Here is an 18555-nt window from a genome sequence, read left to right on the forward strand (position 1 = left end):
TCGGTCAGCTCGCGCTGGACGCGGTCCAGCAGGTCGTGCTCGTTCAGGTTCACGCAATGCTCCTCATTTTGCAATGGGGAGCAGCTTACGCCGGCTTTATGACGCGGTGATGACCATGCCTGGCAGCGCCGGTTCGCTGACCGGCTGCGGGGCTTCGACGTCCTGCGTGGCCAGTTCCAGTTCCTCAAACGCGTCGTAGGTCAGCTGCATCAGGCGGTCCGGGTCGGGCACCAGGTCGGTGTCCACGAACAGCGCCAGTTGAATCTGGCCCGCATACGAGATGAAGGCCAGGCCCACACCGAGCTTGCCTGCCTGCGGCACCCAGCAGATCAGGTCTGTCAGGCGCGAGCCGGCCAGGTAGCGGCGGCTGGACGGGCCTTCGATATTGGTCAGCACCACGGAACCCTTGGATGTGAACAGGTTCAGCGCGAAGTGCTGCAGGGCGGTCGGCAGGCAGCCGGCGATCGACAGAAACGCCATGGTGGCGCGCGGCTGGTGCGAGCGTTTGATGGCCGTCATGCGGCTGCTGGACAGGCGCAGGCGCTCGCACGGGGCTTCCTCATTGGTCGGCAGGTCGACGGCGACCAGGCCAAACTCATTCCCGAGCTGGAAGGCATTGCCTTTCTCGCGCAGGTTGAAGGTGACAGCGGCGCGCAGGGCGCGGCCATCGGGCTTCTGCCCACGCTCGCCCAGATAGGCGCGCAGCGCGCCGGAGACGGCGGCCACCCAGACGTCATTGAGCGTGACGCCCATGCGCTTGGACATGGCGCGTACGCGGTCCATTTCCAGCGGTGGCAGCCAGACCAGCTGCTTTGCGCCCGTCATCGGCGTCTTGAACTGGGTCTGGGCATCGGGCCACAGCACCGACAGGCGCGCCACGTGAGCGGCGACCTTGAGCGCCGACACCGCGCGCACCACGGCCGAGCAGACCGGATTGTGCGCGACAGCGCGGTGCGGATGGCCGACCGGCGATGGCGTCCTGCCATGCAGGCCGTTGTCGTCGGTGAGGTGGTTGAGCACATGCACCAGGCCCAGGCCATCGGTAATGCAGTGGTGGACGCGGAACACGATGGCGTGGCCGCCGTTGACGCGGTCCAGCACCGTCATATGCCACATGGGCCGGTTACGCTCCAGCGGCAGGTGGGCCAGGCGGGTCAGGTGATTTTGCAGCTCGTCGCGCGGCACATCGCGCTCCATGCGCTCCAGTTTGATGTGCTGCGTGATGTCGAACTGGTCGTCCTCCACCCAGTGCGGGCGGCCGCGCAGGCGGATGACCTTCTGCGTGAAGCGGGGATAGTTGGGCAGACGGTGGCCAATGGTGGAGACCAGCCGTTCCATGTCCACCGGGCCTTCAAACAGCAGGATGCTGTTGATGACCATCAGGTTCTTTTCGGTGTCCATGCGGTGCCAGGCATAGTCGCGGCGGGTCATTGCCGCTGGTGCTGCAGGGGCTTTGCTCATTCTTGCTGTCTCCGGTGCTCGCTTTATATTTTTATAGGTGCTGCTTTTGCTTCTGTCTCTTCTGTTACGGGTACATCTGCTGCCGCCGCTGCCGCTTCCACCGACTTGGGCGACCGTGGCCGCAAGGCGTAGCGGTTCAGGCCCGTCATGTGGATGCGGCACAGGTATTCGCGCCAGTCGATGGTGCCGGCGTCGACGTTGTAGCGGGCCTGGTCTTCGCTGCTGAAGCGCTGCGCCAGCGCCTGCAGGCGGTCGTTGTGGAATACATAGCGCGGCGCCGTGTAGAACGAGAACGTCAGGGCCAGCAGCTGGGTAGTGCGCAGGGCTTCGAGCCGGGGCGATTCGCTCGCGCCCAGCAGCTTGCGCACGCCGCTCCAGCCGCTTGCGCCCAGGCGCATGGCGCGCAGCATGAGCAGGAAGACGGGGCGGCTGACGACGCGGAAATCGTGTTTCGGCTCGTGGTAGAACAGGCGCTCGTACTGGCGCCAGTTGCGCTGCGACTCGCCCTGAATCAGGCCGATGACGCTGCCGACGGTAATCGGGTTGCTGGAGCCGGTGCAGGCCTGATAGATGCGGGTGGCTGGTTTGGTGCTCAGCGCTTCCGCGGAGGCCAGTACGATGCTGTTGGCGACGAGATCGGCCGGGACGATGTCCACCACCTCATTCGGCCGGGCCGGGAAGAAACTGGTTTTGCCGCGTGCGTAGGCAAGGATGATGGCGTCCGCCACCTTCACACCTTCGATCCACCCCGGCGCTGGCTCCTGCAGGGTGCTCTCGATGATGGAAGGCCGGACAATGGTCAGCGCGCGGCCGCGCATGGCCGCCATGGCCAGTTGTTCACCCATCCACTTGGTAAAGGTATAGGTGTCGTTCCAGCCGTGGTAATTGGCCTCGGCGATGCCCAGCTCCGTCAGGCGGCGGGCCAGTTCGTCGGGATCGCGCACCTCCGCACGCACCATGGCGATGCGGTGTTTCAGGTGCTGGAGTAAACCGTATAAATCGTAATGGCCCTCGGCTAGCTGCGGGATGGCGGCGCGCGCCGGCGCCACGTTTTCCTCGTACATGGGGCCGCGGTTGTAGCCGTTGACGTAGCAGGTCGATACCTGGATCAGCGGTGCATTGCCGGCGCGTGCCAGCTCGGTGATGTTCTGTACGCTGATGGCATTGATGGCCAGCGCCTCATCCAGCGCTTCGCGGAAATTGACGCTGGCGGCGGCATTGATAATCAGATCGACGCGGCGGGCCAGCGCATTGAAGGCGCTGATCGGCATGCCGAAGCCGGGTTCCGTCACTTCGCCCGTGATGCATTCGATTTTCTCGGCAAAGAAGCCGGCCAGGAAGGCCGGACGCTCGCTGCGCAGGCGGTCGAAGATGGACGAGGTGGCGATGTCCCGTTCAAAGCGCGCACGGGCGTCGGCGCCATTGGCGCTGCCGCGTATCAGCAGCACGATGCAGCCGATGTCCGGCACGCTGCGGATCAGTTTTTCCAGCACCACTTTGGCCAGAAAGCCGGTGCTGCCGGTGATCAGCACGCGCTTGCCTGAGAGTGCCGCTTGCACATTCAATGCTGGTGTCATAGGTTGCTCAAGAAACGGTGTCAGAACTGCAATGAGCCGATCTTAGAGCGAAACCACTTTGTTAATAGTTACTTTGCACTGGCTTGGGAAGCCAAACGCATGGCGTGGGGAGTCAGCAACGGTGGCGCCATAGTGTGGCAACTGAGGCATTTGTACAACGATCAGCTGTGTTTCCTTCCGGGAAATATGCCGTCCCAGACTTCCTTGATGGTGGAGGTGACTACGCCCAGCGCTTCCTGGTCGCCGCGCAGCAGGGCGCGCAAGTAGTGGGCTGCCTGTTTGCCGGACACGTGCGGCGGCAGCGGCGGCACATCGGGATCGGTGACCATTTCCAGCAGCGTCGGCACCGGCGAGCTCAGGGCTTCCTCCCAGGCCGCCGCCACCTGCCCGGGCTCATTCACGCGGATGCCGCGCAGGCCCAGCAGCTCGGCATAGGCGGCGTAGGGGAAGGGCGGCAGGTCTTGCGAGGCAGGCAGCTTGGCGTCGCCTTCGGTGATACGCTGCTCCCAGGTGACCATATTCAGGTCGCCGTTGTTGAGGACCATGATGACCAGGCGCGGGTCGGCCCACTGGCGCCACATCTGCGCCAGTGTGATGAGCGCGTTCACGCCCAGCATCTGCATGGCGCCATCGCCGAGCATGGCGATCACGGGGCGGTCGGAGTGGACGCACTTGGCGGCCAGCGCGTACGGCAGCGCGCAGCCCATGGTCGCCAGGCCGCCGGACAGCGAGGCGCTCATGCCGGGGCGGATTTTGAGATCGCGCGCATACCAGCTGGCGCAGGAGCCGGAATCGCAGGTCAGGATGACATTGTCCGGCAGGCGTGGCGACAGTTCCCAGAACACGCGCTGCGGATTAATGGGGTGGGCGTCGTTCATGGCGCGCGCTTCGAGCACCTGCCACCAGTCGGCGACATTGCCTTCGATGCGCTGGCGCCAGCTGCGGTCGGCCTGATGGTCAAGCAGCGGCAGCAGGGCTTCCAGTGTGGCGGCACTGTCGCCGGCGAGGCAGACTTCCATCGGATAGCGGATATTGAGCATGCGCGCGTCGATATCGATTTGCACGCCGCGCGCCTTGCCTTCCTTCGGCAGGAATTCGGCATAGGGAAAGGAGGAGCCGACCATGAGCAGCGTATCGCATTCGTTCATCATGTCCCAGCTGGCCTTGGTGCCCAGCAGACCGATGGCGCCTGTCACATAGGGCAGCGTGTCCGGCACGGCAGCTTTGCCCAGCAGGGCTTTGGCGATGCCGGCGCCGAGGCGTTCGGCGACAGCGATCACCGCGTCGGTGGCGTGCAGTGCGCCGGCGCCCACCAGGATGGCGACCTTCTTGCCGGCGTTCAGCACGGCGGCGGCGCGTTGCAGGTCTTCGTGACGTGGCGCCAGCGCGTGGCCGGTGTAGCCGATGCCGCTGTGGACAGTGCCGTGTTCGTGCGGCGGCGTCTCGACCGCTTTCATGTCCTGCAAGTCGTTGGGCAGGATCACGCAGGTGACGGTGCGGCGTTCGATGGCAATACGCATGGCGCGGTCGATCAGGTGGCGCACCTGTTCGGGCGTGGTGGCCATGTGCACGAAGTCGTGGGCGACGTCCTTGAACAGCGACACCAGATCCACTTCCTGCTGATAGTCGCCGCCGAGCGACATGCGGCTTTGCTGGCCGACGATGGCGACCACCGGCTGGTGGTCCATCTTGGCGTCGTACAGGCCGTTGAGCAGATGGATGGCGCCGGGGCCGGAGGTGGCAAGGCAGACGCCGACTTCGCCGCTGAATTTGGCGTGCGCGCAGGCCATGAAGGCGGCCAGCTCCTCATGCCGAGTCTGCACGAATTCGATGCCGGTATCCTTGTGGCCAAAGGCGCCGATCACGCCGTTGATGCCGTCGCCCGGATAGCCGTAGATGCGGCGCACGCCCCATGCGGCCAGTCGTTTGAGTACAAAGTCGCCTACGGTTGACGCCATCTCGCACCTCGCTGTGATCAGGTTGTTGGGCCGATTCTAGCGAGGATGTCAGGTATTGCGCAGCGATAACGTGCGCGGCTTACTCCGGGTAGAGCTTGTGTACGCGGCCGAACAGACGCGTCAGGCCGAGCAGGGCATCGATATTCGGTGTCGCCACCTGCAGGCGCTGGCCGATCTCGCGCACGGCCGCAACCAGCGCGTCCAGTTCCAGCTGACGGCCCGCTTCGGCGTCCTGCAGCATGGAGCTTTTGAAGGCGCCCAGCTTGCGCGTGACCAGGTGGCGCTGCTCCGGCGTTTCGCTGATCGTGCAGCCGATACGCTGGCCGATGGCGCCCGCTTCGCGCATGGCGGCGCGGCAGAATTCGGCGACCAGATGATCGTCGAGGATGCGGTCGGCGGTGGCGCCGGTAATCGCCGAAACGGGATTCAGCGTCATATTGCCCCACAGCTTGTACCAGATGTCATAGCGCACGTTGGCCGACACGGTGACGTCAAAGCGGCCCAGGCGCAGCAAGGCGGCCAGCTGCTGTGCGCGTGCCGAGTCGCCGCCCTGAGGTTCGCCGATAATCAGGCCGTTGCCCATCTTGTGCGCCACCAGCCCGGGCTCCGGCGTGGACGTGCTGGCGTGGACCACGCAGCCCAGCACCTGGGCGTAGGGCAGGGCGGCGGCAATCACGCCACCAGGATCGACGCTGTCCAGCGGTGCATCGCCGATCGCCGCCACGCCCTGGCCAAACCACCAAGGCACGCCATTCATGGCAGGCAGGATCAGCGTGTCCGGCCCGGCCAGCGGCGCAATCTGCTGCGCGACGGCGGCCAGCGCCGGACCTTTGACGGCAATGATGACCACATCCTGCAAACCCAGTTCGGCCGCGTTATCGCTGGCGTGTGCGGGGGCGGTGTGCAGCACGCCGTTCTCCTGCAGACGCCAACCCTGCTCGCGCAACGCCGCCAGCGTCGCGCCGCGCGCAAAAGCGCTCAATTCGCAAGCCTGAGCCGCAGCCAGGCGCGCACCAATAAAACCGCCGATGGCGCCGGCGCCAACAATACAAACTTTCATGAGTAACCTATGTTTAAAGGATCACCCTTGAATATCAAGGGCAGCGATCTATTGTTTTATGGGATGCCACGCGACGCAGCGTTGCCACTTCCCCGTCAATTTCCAGAGAGATTTTATAGGAATGATTTGAAAAAACGTCAATCGTGTAGATCTTGGGGTTTTTGAACCCACCGAGCGGATGTGAAGCCTATTGCCTTGAATAGCGCGTCAGCGCTGGTGAAGGTTTCGGGCATCGTTGTATCGGCTTCCGAAAGATGCTCACCGAGTAGCCAGGATAGGGAGCTGAGATTGTTATGGAACTGGGCAACTTGCTGTATCAGGGTGTCGTACGCGTCGACAATGCCATCTTCGTCGGTTAGCCGTTTGTCCTCAATGGCGGACTGCCGATTGATAATCTGGTTTTGGTGATAAGAGGCAACAATTTCGATGGAACGTGCAAACATAAGCTGCAGCTCTGCCAGTCCGCTTACGTCAGGGATGGCGGCTTTTTGCAAGACCTCGATGAAGTGATCCGTCATCAATGCCAGTGACTGAAATTTCACAACCTCGTCGGCGACTGCCTCAATGGTTTCGTCAATTTGCGCGAGTAGCGAAATGTCCCTGGTTGAAGACAGTGCGTTGCTGACTTGTCGGCCAAAGGCGTCAAGTTTCAATCGTTCCACGGTAGACATGTTGACCTCCATGATTTTCAGTATATGACATCGGTTGTGCCACGTAGCGCTAGGGATGTAGCAAACGAGGCGAATTGATCTGACTCAAATGCAATTGACGTAGGTTTACCGTGCAGTGCAGCATGGGGTTTTGCTGCTCGTTGTGATCTTGCAACAGTTTAACGCAGGAAGGGAGGGGGAGGAGGGGAAACGCCCGGCCAGCGGTGTGGCCGGGCGTGTGGAGCTACTTAGTTATCGCGGATGGTCCAGGCGCGGTTGATGCTCAGCGCGGCCAGCGAACTGACGGCGCCGGACAGCAGATACAGGCCCGCATACGCCAGACCGAAGTGCGAGGACACGCCGAGCGCCACCAGCGGTGCGAAACCGGCGCCGACCAGCCAGGCCAGATCGGACGTCAGCGCCGCGCCGGTATAGCGGTACTGCTGCGGGAAGTTGGCAGTCACGGCGCCGGCAGCCTGGCCGTACGACAGACCCAGCAGCGAGAAACCAAGCAGGACGAAGGCATCCTGGCCTGCCTCGCCGGCACCGATCAGGTAAGGCACGCTAAAGCTGAAGATGGCGATGCAGGTGGCCAGCGTGCCCAGCGTGCGACGGCGGCCAACGCGGTCGGCAATAAGGCCAGAGATGATGATGCCGATTGCCATGAGCACCACGCCCACCATCTGCACTTGGAGGAAGCCTGCCAGTGAACGTTGCGAGGTCAGCGTGATCCACGACAGCGGGAACACCGTCACCAGGTGGAACAGCGCGTAGCTGGCCAGCGCTGCCAGCGCGCCGATGACGACGTTGCGGCCTTGCGAGCGCATCAGGTCACCGACCGGTACCGGATCCAGCTGGTGCTCGTCCAGCAGGTGGGTGTACTCGTGGGTGGTGACCAGGCGCAGGCGGGCAAACAGTGCGACCACGTTGATCGCAAACGCGACGTAGAACGGATAGCGCCAGCCCCAGTCGAGGAAGTCCAGCGAGCTCAGATTGGACAGCATGTACGAGAACAAGCCGGCTGCGATCAGGAAGCCGATCGGTGCGCCGAGCTGGCCCAGCATCGCGTACCATCCGCGCTTGTGCTCCGGCGCATTCAGCGCCAGCAGCGACGGCAGGCCATCCCAGGAGCCACCCTGGGCGATACCTTGTCCGACTCGCAATACTGACAGAATGACCAGGGACGTGGTACCCAGGCTGGCGTAATCCGGCAGGAAAGCGATACCGGCCGTGGACACCCCCATGATGAGCAGGGCCAGCGTGAGTTTGGCTTCTCGTGTGAAATGATGCTGAACTGCCATAAATGCGACAGTTCCCAGCGGCCGCGCAATAAAGGCGAGCGCAAAAATGGCAAAAGCGTATAGTGTGCCGTCAAGCCTGCTCTCGTACGGGAAGAACACGGACGGGAACACCAAGGCTGAGGCGATGGCGTAGACAAAGAAGTCGAAGTACTCGGAAGCGCGCCCGATGACCACGCCGATTGCTATTTCCCCGGGAGAGATATGCCCATCCCTGGCGTTGATGTTGCGCGCACCAGGGCTCGTTTGATGATGTTCGTGGACGCCAGCTTGGCTACCACTGATGGAAGTCGTATTAGCCATAATCTCTTTGTCTCTTGTTAAGTAATTGTTATCACAAGGGCTGCCCGGACGGGTAGGACAAAGTGTCCAATGGCAAGAACAGTCCTTAGTGAGTACAGTAGCATGTTCCCAATATTCTGTAACGTACATTACCGCATGATTCCTCCTATCGTTCGTCGTGGATTGCTCCTCGCACCGTTATTGTGGCTCGCTGGCTGCGATACGGTCGTGCTCAATCCGTCCGGGGATATCGCAGCGCAGCAGGCCCACCTCGTTGTGGTGTCGACCTTGCTGATGCTGTTGATTATCGTACCTGTCATGTTCCTCATCTGTCTGTTCGCTTGGCGCTATAGAAAGTCAAATACCGCCGCCGAATACAAACCAGACTGGGACCACTCGACCAAGCTCGAACTGCTGATCTGGGGCGCTCCGCTGCTGATCATCATCGTGCTGGGCCTGATCACCTGGATCTACACCCACTTGCTGGACCCTTACCGTCCGCTGAGCCGCCTGGATGAAAACCGTCCGATCGCTGCCGGCGTCAAGCCGCTGGAAGTGCAGGTCGTGGCCATGGACTGGAAGTGGATGTTCATCTATCCGGAGCAGGGCATCGCCACCGTGAATGAACTGGTGACGCCGATCGACGTGCCGGTACGTTTCCACATGACCGCCAGCACCGTCATGAACGCGTTCTACATTCCTGCGCTGGCCGGTATGGTCTACACCATGCCAGGCATGGAAACGCAGCTGAATGCAGTGATGAACAAGGTAGGCGTGTATGACGGCTTCTCCGCCAACTACAGCGGCGCCGGCTTCTCCGACATGAAGTTCAAATACCACGGTGTATCGCAGGCGGACTTCGACGCCTGGGTGGCCAAGACCAAAGCCGGCACCAGCGCGCTGACCCGCGCCGAGTTCGTGGCACTGGACAAGCCGACCATCAAGCATCCGATCATGCACTTCGGTACCGTCAACCAGGGCATCTATGACCTGATCCTGAACCGTTGCGTGGCTGAAGGCAGCACCTGCATCAACACCCAGATGCACCAGGATGCAACGCGCATGAAGGCAGCGGCAGCGATCAAGAACCTGCCAAAAGACGTATGTGAACCGAACGTCGCCGCCACTGCTCAACCTACCCGTAAAGAATGACCATGTCTGATCTGAATCTCACCAATCTGATCTTCGGACGGCTGTCGCTGGAAGCAATTCCATACCACGAGCCTATCCTGATCGGCACTTTCGCCATGGTGGCGATCGGCGGCCTCGCGCTGCTGGCTGCCATGTTTAAATTCCGTCTGTGGGGCCCGCTGTGGCGCGACTGGATCACCTCCATCGACCACAAGAAAATCGGCATCATGTACATGGTGCTGGGTATCATCATGCTGCTGCGCGGCTTTGCCGACGCGCTCATGATGCGCGCGCAGCAGGCCATGGCCTTCGGCGACAATCCCGGCTTCCTGCCGCCGCACCACTTCGACCAGGTGTTCACCGCCCACGGCACGATCATGATTTTCTTCGTCGCCATGCCGCTGGTCACGGGTCTGATGAACTACGTGGTGCCGCTGCAAATCGGCGCGCGCGACGTTTCGTTCCCGTTCCTGAATAACTTCTCGTTCTGGATGACCACCTTCGGCGCCATGCTGACCATGGTCTCGCTGTTCGTTGGTGAATTCGGTAAAACCGGCTGGCTGGCATTCCCGCCGCTGTCGGGCATCGCCGCCTCGCCGGACGTCGGGGTGGACTACTACATCTGGTCCCTGCAGGTTGCGGGTGTCGGTACCACGCTATCTGGCGTCAACCTGCTGGCCACCATCATCAAGATGCGCGCCCCAGGCATGAGCATGATGAAAATGCCGGTCTTCACCTGGACCGCACTGTGCACCAACGCGCTGATCGTTGCGACCTTCCCGATCCTGACCATCACCCTGGCCATGCTGTCGCTGGACCGCGTTGCCGGCTTCAACTTCTTCACCAACGAATTGGGTGGTAACCCAATGCTGTACGTGAACCTGATCTGGATCTGGGGCCACCCTGAGGTGTACATCCTGATTCTGCCGGTCTTTGGCGTGTTCTCGGAAATCGTCTCGACCTTCTCGGGCAAGCGTCTGTTCGGCTACACCTCGATGGTGTATGCAACCGTCGTGATTACCGTGCTGTCCTACCTGGTATGGCTGCACCACTTCTTCACCATGGGTTCCGGCGCGAGTGTCAACTCGTTCTTCGGCATCACCACCATGATTATCTCGATCCCGACGGGCGCGAAGATCTTCAACTGGCTGTTCACCATGTACAAGGGCCGCATCCGCTTCACCGTGCCTATGATGTGGACCGTGGGCTTCATGCTGACCTTCGTCATCGGCGGTATGACCGGCGTGATGCTGGCCGTGCCACCTGCCGACTTCGTGCTGCACAATTCGCTGTTCCTGATCGCTCACTTCCACAACGTGATTATCGGTGGTGTGGTGTTCGGCCTGTTCGCCGGTATCAACTACTGGTTCCCGAAAGCCTTCGGCTACAAGCTCAATGAGTTCTGGGGCAAGGTCTCGTTCTGGTGCTGGCTGGTCGGCTTCTGGGTTGCATTCACCCCGCTGTACATCATGGGCTTCATGGGCGTTACCCGCCGCATGAACCACTTCGATGATCCATCGCTGCAGATCTACTTCATCATCGCTGCACTGGGTGCCGTGATCATTGCTGCTGGTATCGGCGCCTTCCTGCTGCAGATCTTCCTGAGCTGGAAAGACCGCGCCAAGCTGCGCGACGTCACCGGCGACCCATGGGAAGGCCGTACGCTGGAGTGGGCAACTTCGTCGCCACCGCCAGACTACAACTTCGCGTTCACCCCGGTGGTGCACGACAGCGACAGCTGGGCTGACATGAAAGCCAACAACTACAAGCGTCCGTTGACCGGCTTCGTGGACATCCACATGCCGAAGAACACCGGCGCCGGCTTCATCATCTCGGCACTGGCCTTCGCCTTCGGCTTCGCCATGGTCTGGTCGATGTGGATTCCTGCAGTCGCGTCCTTCGTGGCGATGGTTGCTGCCATCATCATCCACACCTTTAACTACAACCGCGACTTCTACATCAAAGCCGATGAAGTAGTTCGTACCGAAGAAGCGCATACCCGTTTGCTGGAAAGCCATGTCTGAAATTAACGCTAATGGCGCCCTGAGCGCAGATCCAAGCGCGCGTTACTACGTGCGTGACCACCATCCTGAGAACAGCACGCTGCTGGGCTTCTGGATCTACCTGATGAGCGACTGCCTGCTGTTCGCAGGCCTGTTCGCCGCTTACGCAGTCCTGGGCCGCAACTATGCGGGCGGCCCGTCGGGCGCGGAACTGTTCGACCTGCCGCTGGTGGCCCTGAATACGGGCTTCCTGCTGCTGTCGTCGATCACCTACGGCTTCGCGATGATCGCGTCGCAGCGCAAGAACCTGAAAGCCACCATCATCTGGCTGCTGGTGACCGGCGCCTTCGGCCTGTGCTTCCTGTACCTCGAGGTGTATGAGTTCCTGCACCTGATCCATGAAGGTGCTGGTCCGCAGCGCAGCGCGTTCCTGACCTCGTTCTTCGCACTGGTCGGCACCCACGGTCTGCACGTGACCTTCGGTTCGATCTGGCTGCTCACCCTGGTGTTCCAGCTGGCGAAACATGGCCTGACCCATGAAAACAACCGTCGCCTGATGTGCCTGTCGATGTTCTGGCACTTCCTGGACGTGATCTGGATCGGCGTCTTTACCTTTGTCTACCTGATGGGAGTCCTGCCATGAGCGCACCACATAATCACTCTGAGCACGGCCACCATGACGACCATGGCCACGGCCATGAAGGCGACGGCCACCACGGCAGCCTGAAGGACTACGCGATTGGTTTCATCCTGTCGGTGATCCTGACCGCGATTCCATTCTGGCTGGTGATGGCCAAGGTGTTTGACAAGTCGAGCACCACCGCAGTGGTGATCCTGGGCTTTGCGGCGATCCAGGTGGTGGTCCACATGATCTACTTCCTGCACATGAACGGCAAGGCAGAAGGCGGCTGGTCCTTGCTGGCCACCGTGTTCACGCTGGTACTGCTGGTGATCGTACTGGCTGGCTCGATCTGGGTCATGTACCACATGAACATCAACATGATGCCTTCGATGGGTAACGACGCTCACAACATGCAAGACATGCAATGATGACAGGCGCAATCAAGCGCCAACGTCCCCGCGCCCTGCGCGTCATCCTGGCCCTCGTGGCCGGGGTGATGTTTGCAGGGTTTTTTGCTTTGGGGACTTGGCAGATATTCAGGCTTCAATGGAAACTGGCGCTGATCGAGCGCGTCGACCAGCGCGTGCATGCGGCGCCGGTCGCCGCGCCATCAATGGCGCAATGGCCGCAGCTGAACGCCGAGGCGGACGAATACCGCCGCGTGCAGCTCAGTGGCGTGCTGCTCGATGGTTCGACCACGCAGGTGCTGGCATCGCTGGACCGCGGCATCGGCTACTGGGTGCTGACGCCGCTGTGCACGGCGGACGGCGGCATCGTCATGATTAACCGTGGCTTTGTGCCGGCCGGTATCGGTGGCTGGAAGCCGCAGGCGGTGCCCGCGATGGCGGCGGCCGATGCCTGCAGGAAGGCGCAAGGCGCGACGGTGCCATTCAGCGGCCTGCTGCGGCTCAATGAGCTGGCCGGGCGTCTGCGCCAGAACGAACCGGCGCGCAATTACTGGTACACGCGTGACCTGCAGGCGATTGCGCAGGCGCGCGGCCTGCCGGCGGTGGCGCCGTACTTTGTCGATGCAGACGCGCCTTCCGCGCAGGCAGCGGGACCGGTCGCAGGTGAGCAGCCGATGGGCGGCTTGACGGTTATTTCCTTCGTCAACAACCATCTGGTTTATGCTATCACCTGGTACGCACTGGCCCTGATGGTGGCTGCTGCGACGGTATGGGTCATCCGAGATGCGCGCAAACAAACAACCTAATCCTTACGACAGAGGCCGGCCAGGCATGCCGGTGGTGGAGCCACTTGCCTCGGTGAATGCGTCGGCCAACACCATCACCCACGCGGCCGGCCACAAGAACATGCAGCAGCTGATCCAGCTGCGCTGGATCGCGGTGATCGGCCAGATCACCACGATCGCCACGGCCTCCATCCTGCTCGGCGTGCGGCTGCCGATGCCGGCCATGCTGAACGTGCTGGCCTGCCTGATCGCGTTCAACATCGCCAGCATCCTGCGCTGGCAGGAAAACCAGGTGGTGTCCAACAGCGAACTGCTGCTGGCGCTGACGGTGGACGTGGCCAGCCTCACGGCGCAGCTCTACCTGAGCGGCGGCGCCACCAATCCCTTCGTGTTCCTGTACCTGCTGCACGTGATTCTGGGCGCAGTGCTGCTGGAGACATGGTCAACCTGGACCATCGTGATCGTCACCGGCGCCTGTATTGTCGGGCTGGCGCTGTTCTCCGAGCCGCTGCCGCTGCCGCAGGACCATGCGCTGGGCATCTTCAGCCTGTACGTGCAGGGCATGCTGATCTGCTTCATCCTGGACGCGGCGCTGCTGGTGATCTTCATTACCCGCATCACGCAGAACATGCGCAGCAGCGCGGCCAAGCTGGCGAACTTGCGCCAGCGCGCGGCCGAGGAAGAGCACATCGTGCGTATGGGCCTGCTGGCGTCGGGCGCCGCACATGAACTGGGGACGCCGCTGGCAACGCTGGCCGTGATCCTGGGCGACTGGAAGCACATGCCCGAGTTCAAAGGCAATCCGGTGCTGCTGGAAGAAATCGCCGAAATGCAGACGCAGCTCAAGCGCTGCAAGTCCATCGTCAGCGGCATCCTGCTGTCGGCGGGCGAAACGCGCGGCGAATCGTCGGCCGCGACCACCATCAACACCTTCCTGGATGAAGTGGTGGCGGAGTGGCGCATCGGCCGTCCCGTGGTGGATTTCGAGTTTGACAACCGCATCACGCCGGACCATCCGGTGGTGTCCGATTCCACGCTCAAGCAAATGATCTGCAATGTGCTGGATAATGCGCTGGAAGCGTCGCCCGCATGGCTGCGCATGCAGACCAGCGTCGAAGGCGACACGCTGGTGCTGCAAGTGACAGACAAGGGCGCCGGCTTCGATCCGTCTATACTGGCGCAGTTTGGCAAGCCATACAACTCCAGCAAAGGACGTCCGGGCGGTGGCCTGGGGCTGTTCCTGGTGGTGAATGTGGCGCGCACGCTGGGCGGAGAAGTCACTGCGACCAACCTGCCGCAGGGCGGAGCGATGGTGCGTTTGACGCTGCCGTTGTCCGCCATCGAGATCAAATCGGAACAACAAACGACATGACAATAGAAGAACGAGTACTGCTGCTGGTCGAAGACGATGCGGCCTTTGCCCGGACCTTGGGGCGTTCTTTCGAGCGTCGCGGCTACAAAGTGCTGCTGGCGGAAAATGTGGACGAAGCCAGCGCGCTGCTGGTCGATCATTCGCCCGGCTATGCAGTGGTGGACCTGAAGTTGAAAGGCAACTCGTCCGGCCTGGCGTGCGTGCAGATGCTGCACGAGCATGATGAAGAAATGCTCATCGTGGTGCTGACCGGCTTCGCCAGCATCAACACCGCAGTGGAAGCGATCAAACTCGGCGCGTGTCAGTACCTGGCCAAGCCATCCAACACCGACGACATCGAAGCCGCGTTCGAGCACGTGGCTGGCGCGGCGGACCTGGAGTTGACCACGCGCGCGACATCGGTCAAGACGCTGGAGTGGGAGCACATCCATGCGGTGCTGGCCGAGACCGATTTCAACATCTCCGAAGCCGCGCGACGACTGGGCATGCACCGCCGCACGCTGGCGCGCAAACTGGAAAAGCAGCGAGTCAAATAAATGTCAGAACAAGCCTCCCTGTTCGATTTCGAACCGCCACCGAAGAACACCGACCGGCTGTTCTTTGCCGTGATGCCGGACCAGAATGCCATCACCGCCATCCGCGCATTGGCTGCGGAACTCAAGACGCAGCATGGCATGACGGGGCGGCCGATCAACGACCTCAAACTGCACGCCACCTTGTGCGTGCTGGGCGACTTCCCCGGCATGCCCGACGCGCTGATCAAAAGCGCATCAAAAGCCGCAGCGCTGGTGGCCGACAGCACGTTACCGTTTAAAGTCAGCTTCGACACCGCGCAAACCTTCATCACCGGTCCGCGCCACCGCCCGCTGGTGCTGACTGGCACCGAAGGCATCGTCGGCCTCAGTGGCTTCTACAACAACCTGGCCACCGCGCTGTTGAAAACCAGCGGCGTGCGCAGTCAGGCGAGCTACACGCCGCACGTGACGATGCTCTACGACGACGTCACCGCCGCACCGCAAAGCGTAGCGCCGGTCGAATGGACCGTGCGCGAACTGGTGCTCCTCCACAGCCACATCGACCAAGGCCGCCCCTATACCATCCTCAAGCGCTGGCCTTTCTAACGGCCAATCCGGGGTCAGGTCCGTCATTTCTACACGGCCTGGTCTGTAGCGTCCGTTACTGTTGGGTTCGTGTAGAAATGACGGACCTCGTATATTGAGCATACCGCCTCTTCCCCTGATAATAGGGAAGTAGCTGCGGCCAGGCAGAGTGATGCTGAACAGACCTAGTGCCGATGAGCACGTGGGTCAGATAAGTGCCTCTGCCTGTTTCATTTTATTAGTCCGAACGGTATCTTGGGCCATCGCCGCCGTGCGTAAGCCCGTATACGAGGAAGGTCAGAAATGGATACGGTATGCGCAACGGTAGGAATCGACGTCAGCAAGCAAAAGCTCGATATTGCCTTGCTGGTCGATGGCAAGATCAAGACCAAGGTGGTGGAAAATTCGGCTCCCGGACATCAGGCCTCGTATATTGAGCATACCGCCTCTTCCCCTGATAATAGGGAAGTAGCTGCGGCCAGGCAGAGTGATGCTGAACAGACCTAGTGCCGATGAGCACGTGGGTCAGATAAGTGCCTCTGCCTGTTTCATTTTATTAGTCCGAACGGTATCTTGGGCCATCGCCGCCGTGCGTAAGCCCGTATACGAGGAAGGTCAGAAATGGATACGGTATGCGCAACGGTAGGAATCGACGTCAGCAAGCAAAAGCTCGATATTGCCTTGCTGGTCGATGGCAAGATCAAGACCAAGGTGGTGGAAAATTCGGCTCCCGGACATCAGGCCTTGCTTGAATGGCTGGGTAAATCGAAATTGCCGCTGTCAGCACTGCATGTTTGCCTGGAAGCGACAGGAGTTTATTCCGAGCCTGTGGCACTCGTTCTGCATCAGGCCGGTATGCTTGTCAGCTTGGTGAATCCGGCCTGTATCAAGGGTTTCGGTCAAAGTGAAAATATTCGCAATAAGAACGATATCGTGGATGCAAAGCTGATCGCGCGTTATTGCGCCGCCATGAAGCCTCAGCTATGGACGCCACCGCCGCTGGAGCAGCGTCAACTGCGGGCGTGGTCGCAGCGCATTCACACCTTGAAAGACATCCGTCAGCAAGAGGAAAATCGTTTGGAAGCGCTGACCATTAGCGGCATGAACGACGTCGCCGAGCATGTGAAGCAATCCATCGCCTGGCTGAACGCCGCAATCGAGAAGTTGGAAAGCGATATCAATGACCACATTGATCGCCATCCCGGCCTCAAGCACGACGCCGAGCTGTTGAGTAGCATTCCGGGCGTGGGAATGACAACCGTGGCCAAAATACTGGGCCAACTGGGCGATATCCGGCGCTTTGCCAGTGCCAAGGCGTTCGCAGCTTTTATAGGTGTAACGCCGCGCCAGCGCAGTTCTGGCAGCTCACTGAGAAGCAGGACGGTCATCAGCCGAACAGGAAACACTGCCCTGCGGGCTGCCTTGTACATGCCTAGCATGGTCGCGCGCCGGCACAACCCGATACTGCGCCAGTTTGCTGAGCGACTGGCCAACAACGGTATGGCAAAAAAGGCTGTGATCGCTGCCGTCATGCACAAGCTGGTGCATTTGATTTATGGCGTGATTCATAACGACAAGCCCTTTGATCCGAATTACCAGATCAAAGGGCTTGCTATTCAAGACGGTATCTGACCCCGGAATTATGGTAGCTTTGGGGTGTCGATTTCTGTCGGGGGCATCATGCAAATCAGGCGTTGTGCTGTGCTGTTTGTGGAACCGCGCGAGGATCTGGATGTCGATTGGGCTTCGCTGTTTGCCGGGCAGGGGGCGATCGCTGCGACTATTCAATGGATAGCCCTGGCGCCGCATTTGGGGGATGAGGTTTCGGTCGATGCCGCGCAACTCGCGGCGCTGGGGGCGATCAGTCTTACGCTGTGGCAGGATCGCGTTGCTTGCGAAGCGCAATTCGGTGCTGCGACGATTACCCGCTTGCTGGACCTGGGCCTGCTGCTCAGTGATGCGCCCGAAGGCGCGGCCTTGCGCGAGCGTGATGAGGTGCTGCGCTCGCAGCACTGGCGGCCTTTGTCAGCCACGATTCATATGTTTAGCCGCTGGGCCGATATGCGGGTCGATAAGGGCATGCAGTTCCCCAGCTTTGAGGAGCTGGTGGAGAATTACGGCACACCGCCCGGTCCGGCCATTGACCGCCGCAGCGATGGTCAGTCGATCGCGCTGCCGCAACCGGAGCGTGCGCGTCTCGATGACACGCTGTTCCAGCGCTATACGGGCCGCAATTTCGATCCGCAGGCGGTGCTGCCGTTGGCGACGGCATCGCGGCTCTTGCAGCGCGCCTTCGGCTCGCAGGGCGAACGCGAGATGGCGCCGGATGCCTTTGTGCTCAAGAAGCTGAGCCCTTCGGCCGGCGGCCTGCATCCAACGGAAGTCTATGTACTGGCGCAGCGCGTGGCGGGGCTGGAACCCGGCCTGTATCACTACCAGCCCGTCAGGCATGCATTGGAGCCGCTCACCGGCATGACGACGGCGCAGACGGAGGAGCTGGCGCTGCGCATGGTGGCGGATCAGGACTGGTTCCAGCCGGCGCCGATGATGGTGGTGCTGGTTTCGCGCGTCGAACGCAATTTCTGGAAGTACCGCAATCACGCCAAGGCTTACCGTGCCTTGCTGCTGGATGCGGGCCATCTGTCGCAGACTTTTTATCTGCTGGCCACGGAGGCGGGGATGCCGGCCTTTGTCACTGCGGCGGTCAATGAAATCGATATCGAACGCGCGCTGGGCCTTGATCCGCTCAAGGATATGGTGATCGCGGTATGCGGCTGCGGTCCCGCTTCCGGTGCGCAGAATACGGTGGAGATGCGCTACGAGCCATGAAAAAAAGCCCGGCCCTTTTC

General features: G+C 61.2%; 17 protein-coding genes. 11 read left to right on the top strand and 6 right to left on the bottom strand.

Going from position 1 to position 18555, the window contains the following annotated elements; genetic code table 11:
- Nucleotides 1–96 precede the first annotated feature (96 nt).
- From GTP58_RS07235 to GTP58_RS07260, 6 genes are all read right to left on the bottom strand, one after another.
- Nucleotides 97–1461, bottom strand: coding sequence for a wax ester/triacylglycerol synthase family O-acyltransferase (locus tag GTP58_RS07235; RefSeq protein ID WP_161076836.1), 1365 nt, complete (start codon nt 1459–1461; stop codon nt 97–99).
- Between the two features lie 23 nt (nt 1462–1484).
- Nucleotides 1485–3038 carry a fatty acyl-CoA reductase gene (locus tag GTP58_RS07240; protein WP_161076837.1) on the bottom strand — a complete coding sequence of 518 codons (1554 nt, stop codon included), beginning with the start codon at nt 3036–3038 and terminating at the stop codon, nt 1485–1487.
- A gap of 161 nt (nt 3039–3199) precedes the next feature.
- Nucleotides 3200–4996, bottom strand: a complete 1797-nt coding sequence (locus GTP58_RS07245; protein WP_161076838.1) for a thiamine pyrophosphate-requiring protein — start codon at nt 4994–4996, stop codon at nt 3200–3202.
- A gap of 79 nt (nt 4997–5075) precedes the next feature.
- The gene (locus GTP58_RS07250) at nt 5076–6056 is read right to left on the bottom strand and encodes a 2-dehydropantoate 2-reductase (protein WP_161076839.1); all 981 of its coding nucleotides are present in this window, start codon (nt 6054–6056) and stop codon (nt 5076–5078) included.
- 137 nt (nt 6057–6193) lie between these two features.
- Nucleotides 6194–6727, bottom strand: a complete 534-nt coding sequence (locus GTP58_RS07255) for a hypothetical protein (RefSeq protein WP_161076840.1) — start codon at nt 6725–6727, stop codon at nt 6194–6196.
- 227 nt (nt 6728–6954) lie between these two features.
- Nucleotides 6955–8307 carry an MFS transporter gene (locus GTP58_RS07260; RefSeq protein WP_161076841.1) on the bottom strand — a complete coding sequence of 451 codons (1353 nt, stop codon included), beginning with the start codon at nt 8305–8307 and terminating at the stop codon, nt 6955–6957.
- A gap of 135 nt (nt 8308–8442) precedes the next feature.
- Here GTP58_RS07260 and cyoA point away from each other — a divergent pair, with 135 nt between their 5' ends.
- From cyoA to GTP58_RS07315, 11 genes are all read left to right on the top strand, one after another.
- A complete protein-coding gene (gene cyoA, locus GTP58_RS07265; RefSeq protein WP_161076842.1) occupies nt 8443–9438 on the top strand; it encodes a ubiquinol oxidase subunit II in 996 nt (331 codons plus the stop codon).
- 2 nt (nt 9439–9440) lie between these two features.
- Nucleotides 9441–11441 (top strand): cytochrome o ubiquinol oxidase subunit I, encoded by a 2001-nt coding sequence (gene cyoB, locus GTP58_RS07270; RefSeq protein WP_161076843.1) that lies wholly within the window; start codon nt 9441–9443, stop codon nt 11439–11441.
- The gene (gene cyoC, locus GTP58_RS07275; RefSeq protein ID WP_072782246.1) at nt 11434–12063 is read left to right on the top strand and encodes a cytochrome o ubiquinol oxidase subunit III; all 630 of its coding nucleotides are present in this window, start codon (nt 11434–11436) and stop codon (nt 12061–12063) included. The genes cyoB and cyoC overlap by 8 nt, the downstream gene beginning before the upstream one ends.
- Nucleotides 12060–12470 carry a cytochrome o ubiquinol oxidase subunit IV gene (gene cyoD / locus GTP58_RS07280; RefSeq protein ID WP_072782244.1) on the top strand — a complete coding sequence of 137 codons (411 nt, stop codon included), beginning with the start codon at nt 12060–12062 and terminating at the stop codon, nt 12468–12470. Before cyoC ends, cyoD begins: the two co-directional genes overlap by 4 nt.
- Nucleotides 12467–13255: an SURF1 family protein gene (locus GTP58_RS07285; RefSeq protein ID WP_161076844.1), complete on the top strand. Its 789-nt coding sequence runs from the start codon at nt 12467–12469 to the stop codon at nt 13253–13255. Before cyoD ends, GTP58_RS07285 begins: the two co-directional genes overlap by 4 nt.
- Nucleotides 13256–13280: 25 nt before the next feature.
- On the top strand, nt 13281–14606 hold the full coding sequence (locus tag GTP58_RS07290) for an ATP-binding protein (RefSeq protein ID WP_161077303.1): 1326 nt from the start codon (nt 13281–13283) through the stop codon (nt 14604–14606).
- Nucleotides 14603–15142: a response regulator transcription factor gene (locus tag GTP58_RS07295; RefSeq protein ID WP_161076845.1), complete on the top strand. Its 540-nt coding sequence runs from the start codon at nt 14603–14605 to the stop codon at nt 15140–15142. Before GTP58_RS07290 ends, GTP58_RS07295 begins: the two co-directional genes overlap by 4 nt.
- Complete coding sequence (locus tag GTP58_RS07300) at nt 15143–15727, top strand: 2'-5' RNA ligase family protein (RefSeq protein ID WP_161076846.1); 585 nt, start codon at nt 15143–15145, stop codon at nt 15725–15727.
- A 282-nt stretch (nt 15728–16009) separates the two neighbouring features.
- Nucleotides 16010–16213, top strand: a complete 204-nt coding sequence (locus GTP58_RS31275; RefSeq protein WP_229215448.1) for a hypothetical protein — start codon at nt 16010–16012, stop codon at nt 16211–16213.
- A 114-nt stretch (nt 16214–16327) separates the two neighbouring features.
- Complete coding sequence (locus tag GTP58_RS07310; RefSeq protein ID WP_161076847.1) at nt 16328–17338, top strand: IS110 family transposase; 1011 nt, start codon at nt 16328–16330, stop codon at nt 17336–17338.
- Nucleotides 17339–17386: 48 nt separating this feature from the next.
- Nucleotides 17387–18535, top strand: a complete 1149-nt coding sequence (locus GTP58_RS07315; RefSeq protein ID WP_161076848.1) for a putative peptide maturation dehydrogenase — start codon at nt 17387–17389, stop codon at nt 18533–18535.
- Nucleotides 18536–18555 lie beyond the last annotated feature (20 nt).

Origin of the sequence: Duganella sp. CY15W (assembly GCF_009857555.1) — a bacterium.
Taxonomy (GTDB): Bacteria; Pseudomonadota; Gammaproteobacteria; order Burkholderiales; family Burkholderiaceae_D; genus Rugamonas; species Rugamonas sacchari.

Bases quoted from the DNA above. Each gene is read 5' to 3' on its own strand.
- GTP58_RS07235 (WP_161076836.1), bottom strand. From the start codon at position 1,461: ATGAGCAAAGCCCCTGCAGCACCAGCGGCAATGACCCGCCGCGACTAT.
- GTP58_RS07240 (WP_161076837.1), bottom strand. From the start codon at position 3,038: ATGACACCAGCATTGAATGTGCAAGCGGCACTCTCAGGCAAGCGCGTG.
- GTP58_RS07245 (WP_161076838.1), bottom strand. From the start codon at position 4,996: ATGGCGTCAACCGTAGGCGACTTTGTACTCAAACGACTGGCCGCATGG.
- GTP58_RS07250 (WP_161076839.1), bottom strand. From the start codon at position 6,056: ATGAAAGTTTGTATTGTTGGCGCCGGCGCCATCGGCGGTTTTATTGGT.
- GTP58_RS07255 (WP_161076840.1), bottom strand. From the start codon at position 6,727: ATGTCTACCGTGGAACGATTGAAACTTGACGCCTTTGGCCGACAAGTC.
- GTP58_RS07260 (WP_161076841.1), bottom strand. From the start codon at position 8,307: ATGGCTAATACGACTTCCATCAGTGGTAGCCAAGCTGGCGTCCACGAA.
- cyoA (WP_161076842.1), top strand. From the start codon at position 8,443: ATGATTCCTCCTATCGTTCGTCGTGGATTGCTCCTCGCACCGTTATTG.
- cyoB (WP_161076843.1), top strand. From the start codon at position 9,441: ATGTCTGATCTGAATCTCACCAATCTGATCTTCGGACGGCTGTCGCTG.
- cyoC (WP_072782246.1), top strand. From the start codon at position 11,434: ATGTCTGAAATTAACGCTAATGGCGCCCTGAGCGCAGATCCAAGCGCG.
- cyoD (WP_072782244.1), top strand. From the start codon at position 12,060: ATGAGCGCACCACATAATCACTCTGAGCACGGCCACCATGACGACCAT.
- GTP58_RS07285 (WP_161076844.1), top strand. From the start codon at position 12,467: ATGATGACAGGCGCAATCAAGCGCCAACGTCCCCGCGCCCTGCGCGTC.
- GTP58_RS07290 (WP_161077303.1), top strand. From the start codon at position 13,281: ATGCCGGTGGTGGAGCCACTTGCCTCGGTGAATGCGTCGGCCAACACC.
- GTP58_RS07295 (WP_161076845.1), top strand. From the start codon at position 14,603: ATGACAATAGAAGAACGAGTACTGCTGCTGGTCGAAGACGATGCGGCC.
- GTP58_RS07300 (WP_161076846.1), top strand. From the start codon at position 15,143: ATGTCAGAACAAGCCTCCCTGTTCGATTTCGAACCGCCACCGAAGAAC.
- GTP58_RS31275 (WP_229215448.1), top strand. From the start codon at position 16,010: ATGGATACGGTATGCGCAACGGTAGGAATCGACGTCAGCAAGCAAAAG.
- GTP58_RS07310 (WP_161076847.1), top strand. From the start codon at position 16,328: ATGGATACGGTATGCGCAACGGTAGGAATCGACGTCAGCAAGCAAAAG.
- GTP58_RS07315 (WP_161076848.1), top strand. From the start codon at position 17,387: ATGCAAATCAGGCGTTGTGCTGTGCTGTTTGTGGAACCGCGCGAGGAT.